Below are 22,439 nucleotides of genomic sequence, written 5' to 3' on the forward strand. Positions count from 1 at the left end.
GGAGCCACCACCATGCCCATTCCCCGCAACACCGTCCGGCTCACCGTCGCCCAGGCGGTCGTCAAGTACCTCTCCGTGCAGCATTCCGTCGCCGACGGGCACCGGCAGCGCCTCGTGCCTGCGGCCCTCGGGATCTTCGGCCACGGCAACGTCGCCGGGCTCGGCCAGGCCCTCGACCAGCTCTCCGACGAGCTGCCGTTCATCCAGGGGCGCCACGAGCAGTACCTCGCGCACATCGCCACCGCGTACGCCAAGGCCTCGCGCCGCCGGTCCGTCCTGGCGGTCACGGCGTCGATCGGCCCCGGGGCGCTCAACCTCGTGACCGCCGCGGGTCTCGCGACCGTCAACCGGATCCCGCTGCTCCTGCTGCCCGGGGACACGTACGCGACCCGCCACCAGGGTCCCGTCCTCCAGCAGCTCGAGCACCCGACCGAGGCGGACGCGACTGTCAACGACGCCTTCCGGCCCGTCTCCCGGTTCTTCGACCGCATCACGCGGCCCGAGCAGCTCCTCACCGCCCTGCCACAGGCCATGCGGGTGCTCACGAGCCCCACGGATGCGGGCGCCGTCGTGCTCTCGCTCCCGCAGGACATCCAGTCGCACGCCTACGACTTCCCCGCCGAGTTCTTCGAGCCGCGGGACTGGAAGATCCGCCGCGCCCTGCCGGACCCGGAGGAGGTCGCGGAGGTCGCGAAGATGATCCGGACGGCCGAGCGGCCCGTGGTCATCGCGGGCGGCGGCATCCACTACTCGGACGCGCACGCCGCGCTCGAGGCCCTCGCCGGCCAGATCGGAGTCCCCGTCGTGGAGACGTTCGGCGGCAAGGGCGCCGTCACCAAGGACGAATGGTGGCAGGTGGGCGGCGTCGGCCTGGAGGGCAACTTCGCCTCCAACAAGCTCGTGAAGCAGGCCGACCTCGTGCTGAGCGTCGGGACCCGCCTCACCGACTTCGCCACCGGCTCGCAGTCGATCTTCGAGAACCCCGAGGTACGGTTCGCCGCGCTCAACGTGACCGACGCCGACACGCGGAAGCAGGGCGCCGTGGGCATCCTCGCCGACGCGCGCCTCGGGCTCGAGGCCCTTGCCTCGGCACTCGAAGGGCACAGCACCTCCGAGGAGTGGCAGGACACGGTACGGACGGCCGCCCAGGACTGGGAGCCGATCCGCACGGAGTGGCTCGACGCCGATACCGCCTACCGCGCGGAGGACCATCCGGAGGCCCCGGTCACCGGGGCGGTCCTGACCCAGCCGCAGCTCATCGGCCTCCTCCAGGAGCATGCCCGCTCCGGCGACACGATCATCGCGGCGGCCGGTGGCCCTCCCGGGGACCTCCAGAAGGTCTGGGACGCCACCGACGGGCGGGCCTGCCACCTCGAGTTCGGCTTCTCGTGCATGGGCTACGAGATCGCCGCCGGCATGGGCGTCCGCCTCGCCGCGGGGGCCGACGGCGGGCGGGTCACCTCATTCATCGGCGACGGCACCTTCCTCATGGCCCCCACGGAGATCCTCACCGCCGCCCAGGAAGGCCTCGATGTGACCGTCGTCGTCTCGGAGAACCACGGGTACCAGGTGATCCACCGCCTCCAGATGGGACGGAACGGCCGGGAGTTCGGCAACGAGTTCCGCTACCGCACCCAGGGCGGACCCGTGACTGAGACAGCCTCGACCGAGCCCGACGGCACGGCGTCAGCGCCACGCCTCGAGGGCGACTACCTCAAGGTCGACCTGCGCCAGATCGCCGAGGGCCTCGGCGCGACGGCACTACGCGCCACGACCGCCGCAGAGGTCCGTGAGGCCCTCGACTCGACGCGCGATACCCGCGGCCCGGTTGTCATCGTCATCCCGACGGTGCCGCACGTCGACCTGCCCGGCGGGGACGTGTGGTGGGACGTGGCCCCCGCCGAAGTCTCCGAGCAGCAGGCAGTCCGGGACCTGCGCGCCAAGTACGAGGACGCCCGCGGCGCCCAGAGGTGGTTCGGATGAGCGCCCTCAACATCGCCCCCGGCGCCCTTCGCGACCGGCTGCGGGCCGGGGAGTCAACGGTAGGCACCTTCGTGGGGCTCGCCTCCTCGGGCGCGGCCGAGGTCTGCGCCGCGGCCGGGGCAGACTGGATCCTCATCGACCTCGAGCACGGCTCGGGCACCGAGGACAGCGTGCGCGACGGGGTCCTCGCCGCGGCCGCGTACGGCGTCCCGACCGTTGTCCGCGTCGAGAGCGCGGAGCGGATCCGGATCGGCAGGGCCCTCGACCAGGCAGCGGCCGGCGTCATGGTGCCCCGCCTCGAGCGCGCCGCCCAGGCGCGCGAGTTCGTGCGGCACCTGAACTACCCGGTGCTCGGCGGCGACCGAGGCGTGGCCACCTACAACCGGGCCTGCCGCTGGGGCATGGACCGGACCCCCCTCACGGCCACCGTGCAGCAGGGCCTCGGGATCGTCCAGATCGAGACCCTCGGCGCGCTCGCCGAGGCCGAGGAGATCGCGGCGATCGACGGCGTCGACGTCCTCTTCGCCGGGCCCCTCGACCTCTCCTACTCGCTCGGAGTGCCGCTCGAGTTCGACAACCCGGTCTACACCGACGCGCTCGCCCGCGTGGTCTCCGCCGCGGAGCGCCACGGCAAGGCTGCGGGCATCCTCGCGCTCGACGGCGCTGCTGCCGCCCGCTACGCGGAGGCCGGCTTCCGGTTCGTCGCGGTCGGCTCCGACTCCACCCTCATGGCCGCCGCACTCCGCGACGCGTTCGCGGCGGCCCGCACCCCTGACCTGCAGAGAAAGGCACTGGCATGACCACCGCACCCGCCCCCCGCACCATCGGCGTGGGACTCATCAGCATCGGCTGGATGGGCAAGCTCCACGCCCGCGCCTACACGGCCCTTCCGTACGTCTATCCCGAGCTCGGCATCGAGCCGAAGCTCGTCATCGCGGCCGATACCGAGCCGAGCCGCGTGAAGTTCGCCCAGGACGTCCTCGGCTTCGCGGAAGGCACGGCGGACTACCGCGAGGTGCTCGCCCACCCGGACGTGGACGTCGTCTCGATCTGTGCCCCGAACTTCCTCCACGCTGAGATCGGGATCGCCGCCGCGAAGGCGGGGAAGCACTTCTGGATCGAGAAGCCCGTGGGCCGCGGCTACGAGGAGACCGCCGCCGTCCGGGACGCCGCCGTCGAGGCCGGCGTCGTGACCACGATCGGCTACAACTACCGCCACGCACCGGCGGTCGAGCACGCGCGCCGGCTCGTGGCGGAGGGGAAGCTCGGCCGGATCACCAATGTCCGCGCCTCCTTCTTCTCCGGCTACGCCTCCGAGCCCAACGGTGCCCTCTCCTGGCGATTCGACCGCAAGCTCGCCGGCACGGGCGTTCTGGCCGACCTGTTCAGCCACGCGACCGACCTGTGCCAGTATGTTGTCGGCCCCATTGCCGAGGTGACCGCCCTCACGAGCACCGTGTACGCACAGCGGCCCAAGCTGGCCATGGGAACGGGAACGCACTTCGCAGTCATCGAGAACGGGGAGATGGGGGACGTGGAGAACGAGGACTACGCCGCGGCGCTGGTCCGCTTCGGCCCGTCCGCCCGCGGCGCCGGCGCGGTCGGCACCGTCGAGGCGTCCCGCGTCGCCGTCGGCCCCGAGTGCGGCTACCGCATCGAGGTGTACGGCACCGAGGGATCGCTCATGTGGGATTTCGAGCGGATGAACGAGCTCAAGGTCTGCCTCGGGCGGTCCAACGACGAGCAGGGCTACACGACGGTCAACGCGAGTCCCAAGTACGGCGACTACTCGCACTTCCAGCCCGGTCCGGGCAACAGCATGGGATTCGACGACCTCAAGGTCATCGAGGCCAAGAAGTTCCTCGTCGCTGTCACTGGAGGGGTTCAGGAGAACTCGAACATCCACGACGCCGCATCCGCCGCGGCCCTCGTCACCGCAGCCGAGGTCTCCGCGGGGACCGGGCAGTGGCAGAAGGTCGAGGACCTCGACGGCACCACGGCGGCCCGGGTCTAGCCATGCCAGCCGTCTCCGCAGGAAGGCCGACTATCCGGGACGTGGCCCAACGGGCCGGCGTCTCGAAGTCCCTCGTCTCGCTCGTGCTGCGCAATTCGCCACGGGTGAGTGAGGAGCGCCGCCTGCGGGTGCTGGAAGTGATGAAGGACATGGGGTACGAGCTCAACATCGCCGCCCGCTCCCTCGCGACGCGGGCGAGCGGGACCGTGGGGGTGCTGGTCAGCGACCTGCACAACCCGTGGGCGTTCGACGTCGTCGACGCCGCCCGCCCCGTCCTCGAGGAAGCCGGCCACACGGTGCTGTTCAGCGCTGTGACCTCCTCGCGGGCGGGCGACGGCGTGGACACCTCGCTCCTGCAGGCGTACCGCGACCTGCGCGTCGCGGGGCTCCTCGTGATCGGGTCGGTTCCGGACACGGCGCCGTTCAGGGAGGCGATCGGGGCGGGCGCGGTCGTGTTCGCTGGCGGCGGCCCGGACTACATCGACACGGCGGACATCGTCCGCGGTGACGATGCGGCCGGGACGTCCATGGTCGTCGAGCACCTCGTGGGGCTGGGGCACGAGCGGATCGTGCACCTCGGCGGGTCCGGCGGGTCGGTCGCCCGGGAGCGGTCCGATGCCTACACCGAGGCCATGGAACGTCACGGCCTCGGCCGCTACGCGAAGGTCCTGCCGGCCGACTTCTCCCAGGAGTCGGGATACGCGGCCGCGTGCCGGGCGCTCGCGGGCGACGGCGGTCGGCCGCCGACGGCCCTCGCGTGCGTCAACGACCTGGCCGCACTCGGAGCCATGACCGCGGCCGACGAGCGCGGGGCCACGGTCGCGATCACGGGCTACGACAACATCTCCCTCGGGGCGATGCCACGCCTGTCCCTGACCACCGTCGACCCGGACAGCGCCACCATCGGCCTGCTCGGGGCAACCTCGCTCCTGAACCGCATCTCCGGCGATGGCGGCGACTCCTTCATCCACCGGCCTGTCACCCCGCGCCTCGTGGTCCGCAACTCGAGCCGAATCGGCCTCTGACCCTTTTCACCCTCCCGACGCACGACGCCGCGTGGCGGCCGAGCGCCGGCCGCGCACCCGCCGTCGTGCGCGGCTCCACCGACCTTCTGTTGAGGACACCGATGTCTCCCACCTCCGAACCCCAGACCAGCCGGCACGAGCCGGTTGCCCACGCGACCGCGCCCCAGACCATCGTCGCGCTGGGCCCGCTCGAGCCAGCCCTCGTCGAGCCCCTGCTGTCCGCGCACCAGCGCCTCGTCCTCGAGCCGCGCGAGGAGGATCTCGCCGTCGCCGACGCCGCGATCGTCCGTGCCGCGTACACCGTGGACCGGGCGCTCCTGGACCGGATGCCAGTCCTGAAGGTGCTGGCCCGCACCGGCGTGGGCACCGACCTGGTGGACGTCGCCGAGGCCGCGCGGCGCGGGATTCCGGTGGTCATCACCCCGGGAAGCAACACGGCGGCGGTCGCGGAGGGCGTCTTCGCCCATCTTCTTGCCCTCGTCAAGCGGATCCGGCCCCTCACCGCGCTCGTGCGCGAGGGCCGGTGGGACGAGCGCGACGCCGGCGCCGTGGGCGACCTCGACGGGTTCACGCTGGGAATCGTGGGCTACGGCCGCATCGGCCGCCGCGTCGAGCGCATCGCGCAGGCCTTCGACCTGCGCGTCGTCGCGTTCGACCCGTACGTCGACGTCCCGGAGGCCATCCGTGCGGACACTCTGGACGACCTGGTTGCCGCGAGCGACTTCGTGACCCTCCACGTCCCGCTCACTCCCGAGAACACGAACCTCATCGACGCGCGGAAGCTCGCGCTCCTGCGCCCCGGCAGCGCCCTGATCAACTGCAGCCGCGGCGGGCTCGTGGACCTCGACGCCGCCCACGCCGCCCTCGGCGCGGGGACCCTCGCCGGCCTGGGGCTCGACGTCTTCGATCCGGAACCCCCGGCACACCACCCCGTCTTCGACCACGAGAACGTCACCCTGACCCCCCACCTCATGGGCTTCACGCGCCAGGGCATGGCCCACACCGTGCGGGACGCCGTCCAAGGCGCCCTCGACGTCCTCGCCGGCCGGACGCCCCCCGCGGTGGCCCGGCCATGACCCCCACTCAGATCCCCTCGACCGTCCCGACCCTCCTGAAAGGCCCCCACCATGTCCATTGATCGCCGCCTGCGCCTCGCCCTCTTCGGATCCGGTCGGATCGGCCAGGTCCACGCACGGAACGTTGCCGCCCACCCCGACCTTGAGCTCGCACTCATCGCGGACCCGTTCATCGACGGTGCCCGGCGCCTCGCCGCCGCGACCGGCGCGCGCGCCGTCGAGAGCGCGGACGAGGTCTTCGCCGAGCCCGGCCTCGACGGAGTGATCATCGGCTCGCCGACCAGCACCCACGTGGGCCTCATCGAACAGGCCGTCCGCCACGGCATCGCCGCCCTCTGCGAGAAGCCCATCGACCTGGACCTCGACACCGCGCTGGCCTGCCGCGAACGCATCAGCGGCACGTCCGTGCCGATCATGCTCGGGTTCAACCGCCGCTTCGACCCGGCGTTCGCCTCCGTGCAGGCCCGGGTCGCGGCCGGCGAGGTCGGCCGGCTCGAGCAGCTCACCATCATCAGCCGCGACCCGGCCCCGGCCCCGCGGGACTACATCGCGGGATCCGGCGGCATCTTCCGCGACATGACCATCCATGATCTCGACATGGCACGGTTCTTCGTCCCGGACATCACCGAGGTCACGGCCGTCGGGACGAACGTGTTCAGCAGCGACATCGAGGAGCTCGGCGACTACGACTCCGCCGTCGTGACCCTGCGCGGCCGCGGCGGCGAGATCGTCACGATCACCAACTCGCGGCATTGCGCATTCGGCTACGACCAGCGTCTCGAGGCCTTCGGCGCCGACGGCGCGCTCGCGGCGGGCAACGTGACCCCGACGACGGTGCGGAAGTACGGCGCCGCCGGAACCGAGGCGGCCGAGGCGTACCAGCCGTTCTTCCTCGAGCGCTATGCACAGGCGTACCAGTCGGAACTCGCGGCCTTCGCCACGTCCATCCGCACCGGCGCACCGTGCTCGCCCAGTTTCGACGACGGCGTGGCCGCCCTCATCCTGGCCAACGCCGCCACCGAGTCGGCAGCGACCGGCCGATCCGTCGCGGTCCAGCCCGTCACCGCAGGAAGGGACTGACCATGGCCGGACAGCTGCAGGACAGGATCGTCCTCGTCAGCGGCGGGACCCAGGGTCTCGGAGCCGGGATCGCCCGCCGGTCCGCCGAGGAGGGTGCAGCCGGCGTCGTCATCACCGGCAGGAACGCGGCCGCCGGGGAGAAAGCCAGGGCCGAGCTCGAGGAGCTCGGCACGCGCGCGCTCTTCGTCCCGACCGATCTGGCCGACGTCGAACAGGCCCGCGCCTCGGTCCATGCCGCCATCCGCGAGTTCGGGCGGCTCGACTGCGTGGCCAACGCCGCCGGCCTCACCACCCGAGGCACCTTCCTCGACACCGAGCCGGATCTCTTCGACGCCCATATCGCCGTCAACCTCAAGTCGCCGTTCTTCATCATGGCGGAGGCGATCCGTCATCTCGTGGACCGGAAGTCGCCGGGGACGATCGTCAACGTCATCTCCATCGCGGAGCACGGGGGCCAGTCCTACCTCGCCCCCTACGTCGCGGCCAAGGCAGGCCTCGCCGGCGCCACGCGCAACGCCGCGCACGCCCACCGCTGGGACCGCATCAGGATCAACGGACTCAACATCGGCTGGACCGCCACAGAGGGCGAGGCGGCCACCCAGAAGAAGTTCCACGGCGCCGAACAGGACTGGCTCGAGAAGGCCAGCGCCAAGGTGCCCATGGGCAAGCTCGGCCAGGTCGACGAGATCGCCGAGTTCGCCGTCTTCCTCCTCTCCGAGCGGAGTGGAGTCGTCACCGGATCGGTCATCGACTGGGACCAGAACGTCATCGGAGGTTCAGAATGAACACGAACATCAGCACCCGCCTCGCCGCCGCCCCGATCTCGTGGGGCGTGTGCGAGGTCCCCAATTGGGGCTACCAGCTCGACGCCGACCGCGTCCTGTCCGAGATGGCCGAACTCGGCGTGACCGCGACCGAGTTCGGGCCCGCCGGGTTCCTGCCCACCGAGCCCGGTCCCCGCGCCGAGGTCCTCTCCCGGTACGGACTCCAGGCCATCGGAGGCTTCTTCCCCGTCATCCTGCACGACGCCGGCAAGGACCCCCTCGAGGCCGTGCAGCCCGAGCTCGACGCCTACGAGGCAGCCGGCGCGCAGGTCATGGTCCTCGCGGCTGAGACCGGGGTCGAGGGCTACGACCAGCGGCACGAGCTCGACGCCGAGGGATGGACCCTCTTCGGCCGGAACCTCGACCGGATCGTGCGGGCCGCCGCGGACCGCGGGGTCGCCGCCGTCCTGCACCCGCACGTGGGCACGATGGTCGAGTCCGCCGCGGACGTCCGCCGGGTGCTCGACGACACGTCAGCGGACCTGTGCCTCGACACGGGCCACCTGCTCATCGGCGGCACAGACCCCCGCGCCCTGGCCCGCGAATTCGCCTCGCGGATCGGCCACACCCACCTCAAGGACGTGCGGGCCGAGCTCGCCGCCCGGGTGCAGGCAGGCGACCTGACGTACACGGACGCGGTCAAGGCGGGCATGTACGTTCCGCTCGGGCAGGGCGACGTCGGCATCGCGGACATCGTCGCGAGCCTGACGGCATCCGGCTATCGCGGGTGGTTCACGATGGAGCAGGATACGATCCTCGAGACCGTCCCCGAAGGCGACGGGCCGGCGTCGGACGTCCGCATTTCCGTCGCGTTCCTGCGCTCGCTCGAAGACGCCGCGCAGGGCACGGCGAAGGGCACTGCGCACGACGGCGGGGCGCTCGCCGGTGGCTCCGCGCGCGGCGGGGCGGCGTGAGCACCGTCCGCTGGGGCGTGCTCACGACGGCGCGCATCGCCCAGAACCGCTTCCTGCCGGCGGCTGGCCGTGCGCGCGGCGCAGCTGTCGTGGCCATCAGCAGCACGAGCGGGCGAGCGGAGGAGGTCGCCGGACGCTTCGGCATCCCGGCGGCGTACGGCTCGCACGAGGAGCTGCTCGCCGATCCAGGCGTCGAGGCCGTGTACGTCCCGTTCCCCAACAGCCTGCATGCCGAATGGGCGCTCCGGGCGGTTGAGACGGGCAAGCACGTCCTGTGCGAGAAGCCGCTCGTCGCCTCCGCGGGCGAGCTCGCCCACCTCGCGGACGCAGCCGCGAGGCGGGGGGTCAAGGTCATGGAGGCCTTCATGTACCGCTTCCACCCGCAGCACGCCAAGGTCCGCGAGCTGCTCGACAGTGGCCGGATCGGCGACGTCGTCTCGATCCATGCCCGCTTCCACTTCGCGATGGATCGCCAGCCGGGCGAGCCGCGCCTGAAGCCGGGGTTCGACGGCGGCGCCCTCAACGACATCGGGTGCTACGGCGTCGACGCGCTCAACCATCTCATGGATGCGCCGCCGCGGTCCGTCTACGCGCGTGGCACGAGCCACTCTGATCCCGTGGAAACGAGCATGGCAGCCATCCTCGACTACGGCGGCGTGCTCGCCACGCTCGACTGCGGCTTCGAGGGCCCGCGGACCAATACGCTGCAGATCATCGGAACGCTCGGCCACATCACGCTCGACAAGGCCTTCGACCCCGACCCCACGGAAACGGCGAACGTGACCGTGGCCAGCAGGTCAGGGGAGGCCGAGACCTTCGCCTTCACGGGCGACGCGTTCCGGTCGGAGATCGAGCAGTTCAGCGAGTGGACCCGCTCCGACGGCCCCACCATGCCGTTCCAGGAGCTGACCCAGCGCAGCCTTGCCGTCCGCGCGGCCCTGCACGCCTCGCTCGCCTCCGGCCAGCCGCAGGCAGTGACCCCCGCCGACGCCGTCGTCGGCTGATTCCATCCCCTTCTCATTCCCACAGGAGTTAGATCATGACTGTCAAGACCATTCCGCATTTCCTCGATGGTGAGGAGTCCAACGGTGTCGGTGAGCGGACGCAGCCGGTGTTCAACCCGGCCACGGGCGAGCAGACCGGGGAGCTGCGCCTGGCCGACGCGGCGGACCTGGAGACGGCCGTCGCGGCGGCGCGCAAGGCGGCGGAGTCGTGGAACGACATCTCCCTGGCCAAGCGGACCGGGGTGCTGTTCCGGTTCCGGGAGCTGGTCGCCTCGCACATCGACGAACTGGCGGAGCTGGTGACGGCGGAGCACGGGAAGGTGATCTCGGATGCGAAGGGCGAGATCGGGCGGGGGCTGGAGGTGGTGGAGTTCGCGTGCGGGATCCCGCAGCTGCTCAAGGGCGCGTACTCGGACCAGGCCTCGACCGGGATCGACGTGTTCTCCTACCGCCAGCCGGTCGGGGTGGTCGCGGGGATCACGCCGTTCAACTTCCCGGTGATGGTGCCTTTGTGGATGGCGCCGGTGGCGATCGCCACGGGCAACGCGTTCATCCTCAAGCCGAGCGAGCGGGACCCGTCGGCGTCGATGCTGCTGGCGCGGCTGTGGGCCGAGGCGGGCCTGCCGGCCGGGGTGTTCCAGGTCCTGCACGGGGGCAAGGAGACCGTGGACGGTCTCCTGACCCACCCCGACGTGGACGCTGTCTCGTTCGTGGGGTCGACCCCGATCGCCAGGTACGTCCAGGAGACGGCGACCGCGCACGGGAAGCGGGTCCAGGCCCTGGGCGGGGCGAAGAACCACGCGATCATCCTCCCGGACGCGGACCTGGACAACGCCGCGGACCACCTGGCCGCTGCGGCGTTCGGCTCCGCGGGGGAGCGGTGCATGGCGATCTCCGTGGCGGTGGCGGTCGGGGACGCGGCCGATGCGCTGGTGGGCAAGGTCGCCGAGCGTGCCGAGGCCGTCAAGGTGGCCGAGGGCACCGACCCGGGGGCGGAGATGGGCCCGGTCATCACGGCCGCGTCCAGGGACCGGATGAAGGGCATCGTCACCGACGCGGCCGCGGCCGGGGCGCGGCTGGTCGTGGACGGGCGCGAGTTCACCGTGGCGGGCAAGGAGGGCGGGAACTGGTTCGGCCCGACCGTGATCGACAACGTCGGCACGGACATGGGCGCGTACACCGAGGAGATCTTCGGCCCGGTCCTGTCCGTGGTCCGCGTCGAGACGGTCGAGGAGGCCATCGAGCTGATCAACTCCAACCCGTACGGCAACGGCACCGCGATCTTCACCTCCTCCGGGTCCAACGCGCGCAAGTTCCACCGCGGGGTCCACGTGGGCATGATCGGGGTCAACGTCCCGATCCCCGTCCCGGTCGCGTACCACTCCTTCGGCGGGTGGAAGAACTCCCTCTTCGGCGACAAGCACATCTACGGCGAGGAAGGCGTCGCCTTCTACACCCGCGCCAAGGTCGTCACCCAGCGCTGGCCCGAACCCACCCACGCCTCCGGCGCCTCCTACAACTTCCCCTCCAACTAGGCCCCACCGCAGGAGGTGACACGCAGGACGTGGCACTCAGGAGGTGACCCGTGGACGGGAGGTGCGCGGCGCCGTCGTGCGCCTGGCCGCGGTGGTAGCGAGCGCGGCGACGAGGATCCCTGCCGCGACGCCCATGAGGGTGTCGACCGCCCGGAACGTGACGAGGGGGAGGGGCTCGGACCGGGCCGCGAGCTGGGTCATCATCAGGATCAGGGGCGTGAAGAAACCGAGGGCAAGCCCGTAGTGCCGGGCCATGAACAACTCCGTGGGGAACAGCAGGGCCATGACCACGAGGGCCGCCGCGGCGCCGTCGAGCCCCACGGCGAAAAGCCCCGCGGTCCCGCCCAGACCCGCGAAGGTCCCCAGGACGCGGTGGGCGCTGCGCCCGGCCACGCTCGCGAGCCCGGGCCGTAGGTGGCGGCCCGGGTCCGCAGCGGCGAGGGGGACGATGGCTGAGGCTATCGCCCAATTGGCGTGGTCGACGCCCAGGAGCACCCCCGCTGATCCAGCAGCCGCCGTCGCGAGGGCGTAGCGGCCCGCGTGGGCCGTGGCGAGGGCGAGTCGGGTTCGCCCCGGCTCCGTGTCGTGGCGCACGGGCGCTCGTGCGGATCGCCCGCCCAGCAGCCCGAGGGCCAGGGAGAACAGTGCGGTGGTGACGCAGATCAGGACGGCGGTAGACGGCGCGACGCGGTCCGGTGGGACCGTCGCGAGGGCGCCGAGCGCCAAGGTCCCGAAGAACGGACCCTGGGGGTTGAGGCCAAGGCTGTCGGCAGCGACCGCCGCGGCGTACGTGAACGGCACCGCGCATGCGACCAGGACCCACGGCGCCGCGTGGGCGGCCGCGATGAGGATGCCGACGGTCGCACCGGCCAGCAGGACCGCGCCGGCCTGAGTCTGGTGGCGGAAGCGCGTCCTGCGCGACTCGCCCCGCCCGTACATGCCCGTGAACGAGCCGAAGACGGCGTAGATGATCAGGTCCGGCCTGCCGACGGCGACGAGCACCAGGCCCGGGACCACGAGCCCGAGTGCCACGCGGCACGCGTGCTGCCACGCGCCGTCGTCCGGAGAGAGCTGGCGCGCCGCCGGGGGTGGCATCGGGATCTTCGGCACCTGTTCTCCTGGACGTTGACTGCCCTGCAACTCTCGCCGACCTCCGGTTCCCGCGTCCAAGCGGAAGTTCCGACCGGTTGATCGGCGCCGCCTATCAACGTGGGGCCGTGGAGCCCGGGGCGTGGTGCAATGGCTCATGCTGTTCCGCCAACTCGAGTACTTCGTGGCGCTGGCCCGAGAGAAGCACTTCGCCCGCGCGGCGAGTGCGTGCTTCGTTTCGCAGCCGGCGCTTTCGGAGGCGATCCGCAAGCTTGAGCATGAGCTCCAGGTCCCGCTCGTCCAGCGCGGGCACTCGTTCGAGGGGCTGACCCCGGAAGGCGAGCGACTCGTCCACTGGGCTCGCCGCATCCTCGCGGACCAGGACGCGCTCAAGCAGGAGGTCACCGCACTCCGGACCGGACTCACCGGCGAGCTGCGGGTCGGGGTGATCCCTGCCGCGGCGGCCACGGTCGCTCTCCTGACCGACCCCTTCTGCGCCGAGCACCCCCTCGTGACGGTGCAGCTCGAGACGAGCCTGCGCTCGGCCGAGATCATCGGCCGGATCCGCTCCTTCGACCTCGACGCCGGCGTGGTCCACCCCGACGGGCAGGACACCGAGGGCCTCAAGCTCACGCCGCTGTACGAGGACCGGCAGGTGCTCGTGGTCGGCAGCGGCCTGCTGCCGGGCGCCCCCGACGGCATCGACTGGGCGGACGCGGCCGAGCTGCCCCTGTGCCTGCTGAGCAGCGGCATGCAGGGGCGCCAGGTTGTTGACGACGCCTTCACCGCCCGCGGGCTCACCGTGACGCCGCGGCTCGAGGCCGACTCGATCGCGGCGCTGCTCGCCCACGTGGGTGCCGGGCGCTGGGCGAGCATCCTCCCCGAGTCCTGGCTGCGGACCCTCCGCGCGCCCGAGGGAACCCGGGTGGTCCCGCTCGGCGACCCGCCCACCGCCGCCGCCGTCGCGCTGATCACGGGCGGCGGCGAACCCGGATCGGTCCTTGCCCGCGCGTTTTCCGAGGTTGCCAGGACGCCTCACGTTCGGGACCTCCTCCGTGGGCTCCGGACGGGCGACGACGCTGGGGCGCCCCTCGCTGGCGGGTGATCGGCCGATTGGGGCCGGCTCGCCCGGGCGGACTTCACCGGTACCGACTTCCCAGTAAGGTCAATGTTGATGCCGTCGGGAAACCCTGACGAGACTCTCGGGGTGGGTGCGGCGCATCAATGCGCGCCGACCAAATGCCGGTGTATCCAGTGATTGCCGCCGTCCCGAGCGGAGACTATCCTCGTGGCACCCCCTTCCTTTCTCCACATGAGCAGGGGCAGTCCTATCGAAGGTCGCGAGTGTCATGGCGAAGAATCCTTTTGGGCATCGAACGCACGAATCTGACAGGCCGGAAAGGCCGGCCAGCCCGGAGAAGCATCACGGGATTCATCTGGGGGAGTGGCTGATGCGCGAGGAGGACGGTATAGACCGGGTCTTCAGCATCAGCGACCACGACCGGCCGCTCCCACCCGAGAGGACCTGTCTTCAGGGGCATGAGATACCGCATGGGCAGGATCATTGCTCACACGGTCATCCCGTCGGCTAGGAGCATCATCTGTCCTCGCCAGCCGCACGGGACGTTTGAAGCGCCAGCGCAGGTCCTCATGGCTCATGGGATTCATCGTGCTGACCGAGGCGGTCGCGACGGTGACTTCGACACTCGATTCCGTCAGGTCCTTGGCCACGACGATGGTGCCGCGCACCGCCTCGAAGCGGCCACGCACGCGTCCCACCACGGGGTGCTGGGCGCGGAAGGTCACGAAGGTGTGGATGGGGTCGATCTCGAAGGTGCCCACCGGAGGAGAGAGGACGTGGTTGGTGGTCCCCGGAGCCGGGGAGATGAACGACGAACTGCCGCGACCCGCGGCTAGGCTTGGGAGTGGATACCCGAAGCGCCGCTGCCCCGCCACAGTGGCAGCGACAGCGGCGCTAGACCCAGGAGGTGCGTGGTGCACGCGATACTGAGGGTGAACACATTCGATCCGGCGAAACTGGGCGCGGCCCAGGATGACCTGCGCGAATTCAACAGGATCCACGCTGCCCAAGCGGGCTTCATCGGGAGCATCACCGTCGATCTCGGCGGCGGCCGGGAATTCGTCATGAACGTTTGGCAAAGCGCCGAGGACGCCGACGCGGGCATGTCCGTGCTCGGTCCCCACGTGGGACGCCTGCTGAGCCCGCTCATGGCCGCGGCATCGGAGTTCATTGGAGCCGGTCCGGTTGTCGACACGGACTTCGCCCCAACACGGCAGTCCTGATCCGGCCGGGTTCAGGACGAGTTGTGATTCGCTCCCCGCGCGTCCGCAAGCTCTGGTCGCGCGGGTCGGCAAGCGCCAGAGACATGTCTTCGACCGGCTCATTTGCGCCTGCCCCGGATGCCTCCCGGCTCCGTCCGGTGAACATCGTCCATCCGATGCGGTTCGAGGGTGCGCGGCCCGTGAGGGTCCGCGCGGAGCGGGCTAGCGCCCTGCTGTGACGGCGTGCCCCGCGCGGAGCGCGGCGGTTCGCGCGGCGTCGACCGCCACGCCGTAGTCGCGCTCGGCGGCCTCGAGGTTGGTGAAGCCGTCGAGCACGTCCGAGAGGACCTTCTCGGGGCCGCGCTTGATCGGGTCGCCGCAGCCGCCGGAGCTCGGCACGGTGATCTCCAGCGAGTCGCTGGTGAAGCGCTCTGGGCCTGATGGAGACTCCTGACCTTGGAAACGAGGATGGAGTCATGGCAACGAGTCGCACGAGTCTGGGAAGCCGACGGCACGTCGGTATTCGCCCGGAGGAGAAGGCTGCCGCGGTGTGCGGATGGTTCGGACACATGCGCGCGGAGCTGGGGGACCGAGCACGGGACGGTGCAGCGGGTCGCGGCCCAGCTGTGCCACGGCCCCGAATCGGTGCTGGTCTGGCAGGCCGGACATCGACGACCGGCGCGGGGCCGCGTGTGAGCACCGCCGACGCCCGGCGGATCAGGGAGCTGGAACAGGAGAACCGCGAAGCAGAAGGTGGCGCGCCAAGGGTTGTGGAGCAGCCAAAGGGGCCGCAAGCAGCATGGGTGTCCGGGGTGCGTCGGCGCTGACCCGGCATTGCTCTGCTAGCGTCTAGCTGTAGGGTTGGCAGGCTTTCCTTTGGTGGTACGTCTTCGGAGAGGAGCGGCTGTTGGCACAGGAATCGGGGCGCCCAGCATCTGTTCCGCGACGGCGGAAGCCCAGCATCAACGATGTGGCCAGGATCGCCGGTGTCTCCTATCAGACCGTCTCCCGAGTCATCAACAACGCCCCGGACGTGAGTGCTGCGACCCGGGACCGGGTGCTCGGCGTGATCAAGGAGATCGGCTACCGCCGCAATCGGACGGCCACGGCGCTCGTCACTAGTCGTTCGACGGTCATCGGGATCCTGACAGACGGCTCTCCGCGCTTCGGGCCGGTAGGGACGCTCATGGCACTTGAGAGCCTGGCGCGGCAGAACGGCTACGCATCGACAGTTGTGACCGTCGACGAGCCGTACCAGGAGAGCGTGCCGAAGGCACTGGACGCCTTGGACGACGTGGGCGTCGACGGCATCATCGTCATCGCGCCACGCCTTGCCATGGCTGCCGCCGTATGGAATGCCGACGTCCGGGTGCCGGTCGAGATGATCGCAGCCGGGGCCTCCTCCACGCCGAACGTCTTCACCTACTCCGAGAACCAGGAACTGGGCGCCCGCATGGCGACCCAGCACCTCATCGACCTCGGCCACAAGGACATCGCCCATATTGCAGGTTCGATGGAATGGTTCGACGGCCGTGTCCGTAAGCGCGGCTGGGAGGCATCGATGCGGGATGCCGGCTTGGAACCCGGGTTGTGCGTCGAGGGCGACTGGAGCCCGAAGTTCGCCTATGAGACTGGGCTGCGCGTGGTTTCCGAGGGAAGGGTGCCACAGGCGATCTTCGCTGTGAGCGACCACACCGCGCTCGGCCTGATCCGGGCGTTCGCTGAGAACGGCGTCCGGGTTCCCGAGGATGTGAGCATTGTGGGCTTCGACGACGTAGAGGGCTCAGACTACTTTCTTCCGCCGCTGACAACTGTCCGCCAGGACTTCCCGGCGCTCGCCCAGGCCAGCATCGACGCGCTCCTGGCGGCTGTCGAGGGGCGCGAGGTCGACAGGACCCCGAGCGTCCCAACTCTTGTCGTGAGGGCGAGCACCATCCCAGCGCGTCTTCGCCAGACCAGCCCTTGAGCCGAATGCACCGAAACCAGGACGAGGCGCTTTTGCTCCCTGGGTAAGCGGGGGAGCGTGCGTCTAGGCCCCTGCTTTCGATGGCTCCGATCATCACGAGTTAAAAGTGACCCTTGACACACCACCCCGTGAACGTTCACGATAGACGGACCGTGAACGTTCACGGTAGGTCTCAAGGAAAAGGAGGAGCCACGGTGGAAGCCGACAAACCGGTCCAGTCCCTCGGGCTCCCACCCGGGGTCCGGGTCGGCGAAGTCGACGCCGGGCAGTGGGCCAACGCAGCGCAGCTGCTGCTCGCGGCGCCCGGTTCGGGCGACGATCTCGCCAGGGGTGTGGAGGTGTTCGTACCCCGGAACTCCTCTGCGGTCGTGGGCGTCGTCCACGACGGGGCCCTGTGGGCGAGCCTGGTCGTCACGGCGGATAATACGGGCTCTCTCGCAGCGGTGAGCACCGTGGACCCGGACGGTCTGGGATCCTCCGATGACCTGGCTGGCGTCTCCTCAGGGGCGGTCGCGTGGGTCCACATCCACCACGGTCCCTGCAGTCTCGGGCTCTTCTTCGACAAGCCACATGCAGAGGCATTCCTTGATGCCTCTGACAAGGCCGCCGCGATCCGCGCAGCCTCGACTGCCAGGAGGCTCATTCTGTCGCCGGTCCCTCCTGCTCTGGCGCTTGCGCTCGCCTGAGCATCCCAGAACCGAACTCCTACCACCGGATCCAGACCGTCCAAGGGGGATGACCCCTTACCGCGTCGCGGTCCAGCACAACCCTTCCCCTCCCGACAGGACTGGAGATCACCCATGATCCGCAGAACAGCGTCCCTCGCGGCGGCCGCCGCAATCACCCTCGCGGCTGCCGGGTGCAGCTCATCGACGAGCGCCGCCGGAGGAACGGACTCCGGCGTCTCCCAGAAGGCCGAGACCGCCCTCAGGCAGGTCACCGGGCAGGTGCTCAGCAAGGGCCCGAACGGCGAGACACCCTCGCCCGCCTCGGCCACGACCCTGACATCCGACGAGATCGCGAAGGTCAAGGCCATGGGCGCCACGGCCGCGATCGTCATGCACTACGGCGGCAATGACTGGGCGACAGCCCAGACCGCCGGCCTCAAGAGCGAGTTCGAGAAGCTCGGCATCAAGGTCATCGCCACGACGGACGCCGACTTCAAGCCGGACAAGCAGGTCTCCGATCTCGAGACCGTCATGACCCAGAAGCCGAACATCATCGTTTCGATCCCCACCGACCCCGTTGCCACCGCGTCGGCCTACCGCAAGGCCGCGCAGGCCGGAGCCAAGCTGGTCTTCATGGACAACGTCCCGCAGGGCTTCACTGCGGGCAAGGACTACGTCTCCGATGTCTCCGCGGACAACTACGGCAACGGCGTCGTCTCCGCCCACGAGATGGCCAAGGCCCTCGGCGGCAAGGGAAAGATCGGGGTCATCTTCCACCAGGCCGACTTCTTCGTGACCCAGCAGCGGCACCAGGGCTTCAAGGACACCATCGCGAAGGACTACCCGGACATCCAGATCGTCGAGGAGAAGGGCATCGCCGGCCCTGACTTCGCCGGCGACGCCCAGGCCGGAGCGAACGCGATGCTGAGCAAGCACGCGGATCTCGCGGGCATCTGGGCGGTGTGGGACGTCCCGGCCGAGGGTGTCATGGCGGCGGCGCGCGCTGCGGGGCGCCAGGACCTCAAGATCGCGACCGAGGACCTCGGCAAGAACGTGGCCATCGCCCTCGCGAAGAACGACCTCGTCGTCGGCCTCGGCGCCCAGGTTCCGTTCGACCAGGGCGTGACCGAGGCGCAGATCGCTGCCGGAGCCCTGCTCGGCAAGCAGGAGCCCGCCTACGTCGCGCTGAGCGCACTGCCCGTGGACCACTCGAACGTCCTGGACGCGTGGAAGCAGGTCTACCACGCAGACGCCCCCGCGGACCTCCAGAGCTCCTACAAGAAGTAGCGGGCCAGAAGCACCAGAAGCAGTCGGGCGGGGGCTGATGCCCCCGCCCGGGAGGGACAACCCATGAACACGCCAGACAATGCCGTCGAGATGCGGTCCATCTCCAAGGGCTTCAACGGGGTTCCGGTCCTGAAGGAGGTCGACTTCGAAGTCCGCAGAGGCGAGGTCCATGCGCTTGCAGGGGGCAACGGTGCCGGCAAGTCCACCCTCATGAAGATCCTGCAGGGCGTCTACCAGGCAGATGCCGGCGAGATCCTCATCGACGGGAGGCCGACAGCCATCAATTCCATCCAGGGGGCGAAGGCCGCCGGGATCGGAATGGTCTTCCAGGAATTCAGCCTCGTGCCGAGCCTGACGGTCGCGCAGAACATCTTCCTCGCCTCCGAGCCGCTGGCCGGCGGCCTCATCAATGACCGCGAGGCCGTCCGCCGAGCCAAGCAGATCTTCGAGGAGATGGAGGTCCGCGTCGATCCCAAAGCCGAGGTCTCCCGCCTCGGAACGGCGTACTGGCAGCTCACGGAGATCGCCAAGGCACTGTCCCAGAACGCCAGGGTGCTCATCATGGACGAGCCGACTGCGAGCCTGGCCAGGCACGAGACCGAGGCGCTCTTCGAGCTCATCGATCGGCTCAAGGCCCGCGGCATCTCGATCATCTACATCTCCCACCGCATGGACGAGGTGTACCGGATCGCGGACCGGATCACGATCCTCCGCGACGGCCGACGGCTGCTCACGGAGCCGCTGTCCAGCGTGACGCCCGAGCAGATCGTCGAGGGCATCGTGGGCAAGAAGATCGAGGGGCAGCTCGCCTACCGCGAACGTGAGCATGCGACGCACGACGGCGTCCCGCTCCTCGAGGTCCGCGGGCTCACCTCCGGACCCAAAGTCCGGGACGTCTCGTTCGCGCTGCGGCCCGGGGAGATCCTCGGACTCGCAGGCCTCATGGGCAGCGGGCGCACCGAACTGGCCCGCACGCTGTTCGGTATCGACAAGGCCACGAGCGGCGAGATCCTCATCAAGGGCAAGAAGGTCACGATCTCCTCGCCCAAGCAGGCGATCGCGGCAGGGCTCGCCCTGATCCCGGAAGACCGCCGCGCCCAGGGCCTCGTCCTGGACCACTCCGTGCGCGACAACCTCCTGCTCCCCCTCCTCGGGAACATCAGCCGCGGCCCGCTCCTGGACATCGGTGAGGGCAAGAAGCTCTCGTCGTCGCTCATCGAGAAGCTCGCGGTGAAGGTCGCCCACCCGAACCGCCCCGTCAGGCTCCTCTCCGGCGGAAACCAGCAGAAGGTGGTCATCGCCAAGTGGTTGGGCACCAACCCTGAGGTGCTCATCCTCGACGAGCCGACGGCCGGCGTCGACATCGGCACGAAGAGCGAGATCCTCGACATGATCCGGGGCCTGGCGAGCACCGGCAAAGCGGTGATCGTCATCTCCTCCGAATACCCCGAACTTCTTGCGGTGAGCGACCGAGTCCTCGTCCTCAAGGAAGGCTCCATCATCCAAGACCTGCCTCGCGGCGAGATAGCCGACGAGGAATCACTCCAACTCGCAGTCCAGGGAGTCTGACATGAGCAAGACAGCCCCCGCAGCCCCCATCGAGACGGCGGCATCGCCGAGCTTCGGCGAGACGCTGAGGAAGCTCGACTGGCGTCGCTACGTCATCTACATCGGCTTCGTCGTGGTGTTCGCGTTCTTCGCGATCCTCCTGCGCGACCAGGGCTTCCTGTCTGCGGTGAACCTGCTGAACATCTTCCGGCAGACCGCGACCATCACAGTGATCGCCGTCGGGATGACCTACGTCATCTCGTGCGCCGAGATCGACCTCAGCGTCGGGTCCACCGCCGGCCTATCGAGCGTCGCCACCGCGATGGCGATCTCCCATTGGGGCCTCCTGCCGGGCATCCTGGCCGGCCTGGCCATGGGCGTCATCGTCGGGGCCATCAACGGCGGCCTCGTGAGCCTCCTGGGCATCCCCTCGTTCCTTGTGACCCTGGGCATGATGGGGATCGCGGTCGGGGCCGCGCAGTGGATCACGGCGTCGGCCCCTCAGCCGATCCTCGACGACACCTTCAACATTATCTTCGGCTCCGGCAACATCGGCCCTGTCCCGGGCCTGGTCCTGTGGTCCGCGCTCTTCGTGGCGGTGGGCGCCGTCGTGCTGTCCCGCACGAAGTTCGGCCGGCAGGTCCTCGCGACGGGCGGCAACCGCACAGCAGCGGACTTCACCGGCATCAGCACCAAGCGCATCAAGTTCCAGGTCCTGCTCATCTCCGGCATCGTGGCGAGCATCGCCGGCATGCTTTACGCAGGTCGCCTCCAGTCCGGACGCTTCCAGTGGGGCACGGGGGACGAGCTCTCGGCGATCGCCGCCGTGATCCTCGGAGGGACCAGCCTGTTCGGCGGCTCTGGCACGGTGATCGGAACGCTGTTCGGCTCGCTGCTCATCGGCCTGATCAACAACGGCCTCATCCTCGCCGGGCTCGACAGCAGCCAGCAGCAAGTCGTGCGCGGGGCGATCATCATCCTGGCCGTCGCCCTCGCCCGGAAGAAGTAGCCATGGGCGCCGCACTCCGCTCCGGGATCATCGGCACGGGATTCATCGGAGAGGTCCATGCGCACGCGGTGCGGGCAGCCGGCGGCACGGTGAGCGCCGTCGCCGGCCGGACGACGGCGAGCGCCGAGCGCGCTGCCCCCGCACTCGGGGCGCTGCACGCAGCAGCATCGCCGGAGGCCCTCATCGAGCGCGACGATATCGACGTCGTCCACATCTGCACCCCCAACGCGACGCACGCCCAGTACACGAAGCTCGCTATCGCCGCGGGCAAGGCGGTCGTGTGCGAGAAGCCACTCGCGACCTCGGTTGAGGATGCCGCGGAGCTTGCAGACCTGGCCCGGCGCCATCGAAGCGTCGCCGCGGTGCCGTTCGTCTACCGGTTCTACCCTGCCGTCCGCGAAGCGCGAGACCTCGCCCGCCGCGGGGACGCCGGCCGCCTCTGGCTCCTGCACGGCTCCTACCTCCAGGACTGGCTCGCCAGCCCCCAGGCAACGAACTGGCGCGTCGACCCGGCCAGGGGAGGGGCGTCCCGGGCCTTCGCCGACATCGGCGTCCACTGGTGTGACCTCATGGAATTCGTCACCGGGCAGCGGATCACCCGGCTTGTCGCATCGACGTCGCAGGCGTTCCCCGAGCGGTCCGGCGAGGGAGGCCCCAGCCCAGTCACCACCGAGGACGGCGCGAGCGTGCTGTTCGAAACCGACCAAGGCGCCGCAGGGTCCGTCGTGGTCAGCCAGGTCACCCCTGGCCGGAAGAACCGGCTCTGGTTCTCCTTCGATGGGACCGAGGCCTCCCTGAGCTTCGACCAGGAGCAGCCGGACACGCTTTGGCTGGGACGGACAGCGGCCGCCACCCGTGTGGCCGTGGGCCCGGACACCCTCACAACCCAGGCCGGGAGGCGGTATGCCAGGCTCCCCGCCGGCCACCCGCATGGCTATCAGGACAGCTTCAACGCCTTCGTCGCCGACGTCTACGACGCTGTGCGCGGCGGGGCCCCCGACGGGCTGCCCACCTTCGCCGACGGGCTACGCGCGGCGCAGCTCACCCAGGCGCTCATCGACTCAGCGCAGGGCGGCGGATGGGTCAGCGTTCCCGCCTACGACAAGGTTTCCACCATCATCTGAAAGGGCCAGC

The 22,439-nt window shown here is 70.0% G+C and carries 21 protein-coding genes and 1 pseudogene; 19 read left to right on the plus strand and 3 right to left on the minus strand.

All coding sequences use genetic code 11. The features are described from left to right. Nucleotides 1-12: 12 nt before the first annotated feature. The 10 genes from iolD (at nt 13) to AB5L97_RS00345 (ending at nt 11,455) form a co-directional block, all read left to right on the plus strand. The gene (iolD, locus tag AB5L97_RS00300) at nt 13-1,983 is read left to right on the plus strand and encodes a 3D-(3,5/4)-trihydroxycyclohexane-1,2-dione acylhydrolase (decyclizing) (RefSeq protein WP_369046022.1); all 1,971 of its coding nucleotides are present in this window, start codon (nt 13-15) and stop codon (nt 1,981-1,983) included. Beyond that, entirely contained in the window at nt 1,980-2,783 is an 804-nt protein-coding gene (locus AB5L97_RS00305) for an HpcH/HpaI aldolase family protein (protein ID WP_369046023.1), read from the plus strand. Before iolD ends, AB5L97_RS00305 begins: the two co-directional genes overlap by 4 nt. Then, on the plus strand, nt 2,780-3,997 hold the full coding sequence (locus AB5L97_RS00310; protein ID WP_307958084.1) for a Gfo/Idh/MocA family protein: 1,218 nt from the start codon (nt 2,780-2,782) through the stop codon (nt 3,995-3,997). Before AB5L97_RS00305 ends, AB5L97_RS00310 begins: the two co-directional genes overlap by 4 nt. Before the next feature lie 41 nt (nt 3,998-4,038). Next, nucleotides 4,039-5,022 (plus strand): LacI family DNA-binding transcriptional regulator, encoded by a 984-nt coding sequence (locus AB5L97_RS00315; protein ID WP_369046024.1) that lies wholly within the window; start codon nt 4,039-4,041, stop codon nt 5,020-5,022. 101 nt (nt 5,023-5,123) lie between these two features. Further along, a complete protein-coding gene (locus AB5L97_RS00320; RefSeq protein ID WP_369046025.1) occupies nt 5,124-6,098 on the plus strand; it encodes an NAD(P)-dependent oxidoreductase in 975 nt (324 codons plus the stop codon). Nucleotides 6,099-6,149: 51 nt separating this feature from the next. Then, nucleotides 6,150-7,178, plus strand: a complete 1,029-nt coding sequence (gene iolG, locus AB5L97_RS00325) for an inositol 2-dehydrogenase (RefSeq protein WP_369046026.1) — start codon at nt 6,150-6,152, stop codon at nt 7,176-7,178. A 2-nt stretch (nt 7,179-7,180) separates the two neighbouring features. Beyond that, entirely contained in the window at nt 7,181-7,963 is a 783-nt protein-coding gene (locus tag AB5L97_RS00330) for an SDR family oxidoreductase (protein ID WP_369046027.1), read from the plus strand. After that, on the plus strand, nt 7,960-8,916 hold the full coding sequence (locus tag AB5L97_RS00335) for a sugar phosphate isomerase/epimerase family protein (RefSeq protein ID WP_369046028.1): 957 nt from the start codon (nt 7,960-7,962) through the stop codon (nt 8,914-8,916). The genes AB5L97_RS00330 and AB5L97_RS00335 overlap by 4 nt, the downstream gene beginning before the upstream one ends. Beyond that, entirely contained in the window at nt 8,913-9,920 is a 1,008-nt protein-coding gene (locus AB5L97_RS00340) for a Gfo/Idh/MocA family protein (RefSeq protein WP_369046029.1), read from the plus strand. Before AB5L97_RS00335 ends, AB5L97_RS00340 begins: the two co-directional genes overlap by 4 nt. 35 nt (nt 9,921-9,955) lie before the next feature. Beyond that, entirely contained in the window at nt 9,956-11,455 is a 1,500-nt protein-coding gene (locus AB5L97_RS00345) for a CoA-acylating methylmalonate-semialdehyde dehydrogenase (protein ID WP_369046030.1), read from the plus strand. Between the two features lie 36 nt (nt 11,456-11,491). Here the strand turns inward: AB5L97_RS00345 and AB5L97_RS00350 are convergent, their stop codons facing one another. Continuing rightward, nucleotides 11,492-12,565 carry an FUSC family protein gene (locus tag AB5L97_RS00350; RefSeq protein ID WP_369046031.1) on the minus strand — a complete coding sequence of 358 codons (1,074 nt, stop codon included), beginning with the start codon at nt 12,563-12,565 and terminating at the stop codon, nt 11,492-11,494. A gap of 121 nt (nt 12,566-12,686) precedes the next feature. On the opposite strand from AB5L97_RS00350, the gene AB5L97_RS00355 reads away from it, so the two are divergent. Next, on the plus strand, nt 12,687-13,649 hold the full coding sequence (locus AB5L97_RS00355; protein ID WP_369046032.1) for a LysR family transcriptional regulator: 963 nt from the start codon (nt 12,687-12,689) through the stop codon (nt 13,647-13,649). Nucleotides 13,650-14,032: 383 nt separating this feature from the next. Here AB5L97_RS00355 and AB5L97_RS00360 read toward each other — a convergent pair whose 3' ends face one another. Further along, entirely contained in the window at nt 14,033-14,386 is a 354-nt protein-coding gene (locus AB5L97_RS00360; RefSeq protein ID WP_369046033.1) for a YceI family protein, read from the minus strand. A 171-nt stretch (nt 14,387-14,557) separates the two neighbouring features. Here AB5L97_RS00360 and AB5L97_RS00365 point away from each other — a divergent pair, with 171 nt between their 5' ends. Continuing rightward, complete coding sequence (locus AB5L97_RS00365; RefSeq protein ID WP_369046034.1) at nt 14,558-14,848, plus strand: hypothetical protein; 291 nt, start codon at nt 14,558-14,560, stop codon at nt 14,846-14,848. 201 nt (nt 14,849-15,049) lie between these two features. On the opposite strand, the gene AB5L97_RS00370 is transcribed toward AB5L97_RS00365, so the two are convergent. After that, nucleotides 15,050-15,226 (minus strand): hypothetical protein, encoded by a 177-nt coding sequence (locus tag AB5L97_RS00370; protein WP_369046035.1) that lies wholly within the window; start codon nt 15,224-15,226, stop codon nt 15,050-15,052. 100 nt (nt 15,227-15,326) lie between these two features. Between AB5L97_RS00370 and AB5L97_RS19715 the strand changes: the two are divergent. The 7 genes and pseudogenes from AB5L97_RS19715 to AB5L97_RS00400 form a co-directional block, all read left to right on the plus strand. Beyond that, nucleotides 15,327-15,573: pseudogene (locus tag AB5L97_RS19715) on the plus strand (IS3 family transposase); the annotation flags it as partial. A gap of 161 nt (nt 15,574-15,734) precedes the next feature. Then, entirely contained in the window at nt 15,735-16,793 is a 1,059-nt protein-coding gene (locus tag AB5L97_RS00375; protein ID WP_369046036.1) for a LacI family DNA-binding transcriptional regulator, read from the plus strand. A 194-nt stretch (nt 16,794-16,987) separates the two neighbouring features. After that, nucleotides 16,988-17,479 (plus strand): hypothetical protein, encoded by a 492-nt coding sequence (locus AB5L97_RS00380; RefSeq protein ID WP_369046037.1) that lies wholly within the window; start codon nt 16,988-16,990, stop codon nt 17,477-17,479. 114 nt (nt 17,480-17,593) lie between these two features. After that, nucleotides 17,594-18,748 carry a substrate-binding domain-containing protein gene (locus tag AB5L97_RS00385; RefSeq protein WP_307958099.1) on the plus strand — a complete coding sequence of 385 codons (1,155 nt, stop codon included), beginning with the start codon at nt 17,594-17,596 and terminating at the stop codon, nt 18,746-18,748. Between the two features lie 63 nt (nt 18,749-18,811). Further along, complete coding sequence (locus AB5L97_RS00390) at nt 18,812-20,317, plus strand: sugar ABC transporter ATP-binding protein (RefSeq protein ID WP_369046038.1); 1,506 nt, start codon at nt 18,812-18,814, stop codon at nt 20,315-20,317. A 1-nt stretch (nt 20,318) separates the two neighbouring features. Further along, nucleotides 20,319-21,305, plus strand: coding sequence for an ABC transporter permease (locus tag AB5L97_RS00395; RefSeq protein ID WP_369046039.1), 987 nt, complete (start codon nt 20,319-20,321; stop codon nt 21,303-21,305). Nucleotides 21,306-21,307: 2 nt separating this feature from the next. Then, on the plus strand, nt 21,308-22,429 hold the full coding sequence (locus tag AB5L97_RS00400) for a Gfo/Idh/MocA family protein (RefSeq protein ID WP_369046040.1): 1,122 nt from the start codon (nt 21,308-21,310) through the stop codon (nt 22,427-22,429). The last annotated feature ends 10 nt before the right edge of the window (nt 22,430-22,439 follow it).

Source organism: Sinomonas sp. P10A9 (assembly GCF_041022165.1).
Lineage (GTDB): Bacteria > Actinomycetota > Actinomycetes > Actinomycetales > Micrococcaceae > Sinomonas > Sinomonas puerhi.

Coding starts and splice junctions, on each gene's coding strand:
- iolD (WP_369046022.1), top strand. CDS start 13: ATGCCCATTCCCCGCAACACCGTCCGGCTCACCGTCGCCCAGGCGGTC.
- AB5L97_RS00305 (WP_369046023.1), top strand. CDS start 1,980: ATGAGCGCCCTCAACATCGCCCCCGGCGCCCTTCGCGACCGGCTGCGG.
- AB5L97_RS00310 (WP_307958084.1), top strand. CDS start 2,780: ATGACCACCGCACCCGCCCCCCGCACCATCGGCGTGGGACTCATCAGC.
- AB5L97_RS00320 (WP_369046025.1), top strand. CDS start 5,124: ATGTCTCCCACCTCCGAACCCCAGACCAGCCGGCACGAGCCGGTTGCC.
- iolG (WP_369046026.1), top strand. CDS start 6,150: ATGTCCATTGATCGCCGCCTGCGCCTCGCCCTCTTCGGATCCGGTCGG.
- AB5L97_RS00330 (WP_369046027.1), top strand. CDS start 7,181: ATGGCCGGACAGCTGCAGGACAGGATCGTCCTCGTCAGCGGCGGGACC.
- AB5L97_RS00335 (WP_369046028.1), top strand. CDS start 7,960: ATGAACACGAACATCAGCACCCGCCTCGCCGCCGCCCCGATCTCGTGG.
- AB5L97_RS00345 (WP_369046030.1), top strand. CDS start 9,956: ATGACTGTCAAGACCATTCCGCATTTCCTCGATGGTGAGGAGTCCAAC.
- AB5L97_RS00385 (WP_307958099.1), top strand. CDS start 17,594: ATGATCCGCAGAACAGCGTCCCTCGCGGCGGCCGCCGCAATCACCCTC.
- AB5L97_RS00390 (WP_369046038.1), top strand. CDS start 18,812: ATGAACACGCCAGACAATGCCGTCGAGATGCGGTCCATCTCCAAGGGC.
- AB5L97_RS00395 (WP_369046039.1), top strand. CDS start 20,319: ATGAGCAAGACAGCCCCCGCAGCCCCCATCGAGACGGCGGCATCGCCG.
- AB5L97_RS00400 (WP_369046040.1), top strand. CDS start 21,308: ATGGGCGCCGCACTCCGCTCCGGGATCATCGGCACGGGATTCATCGGA.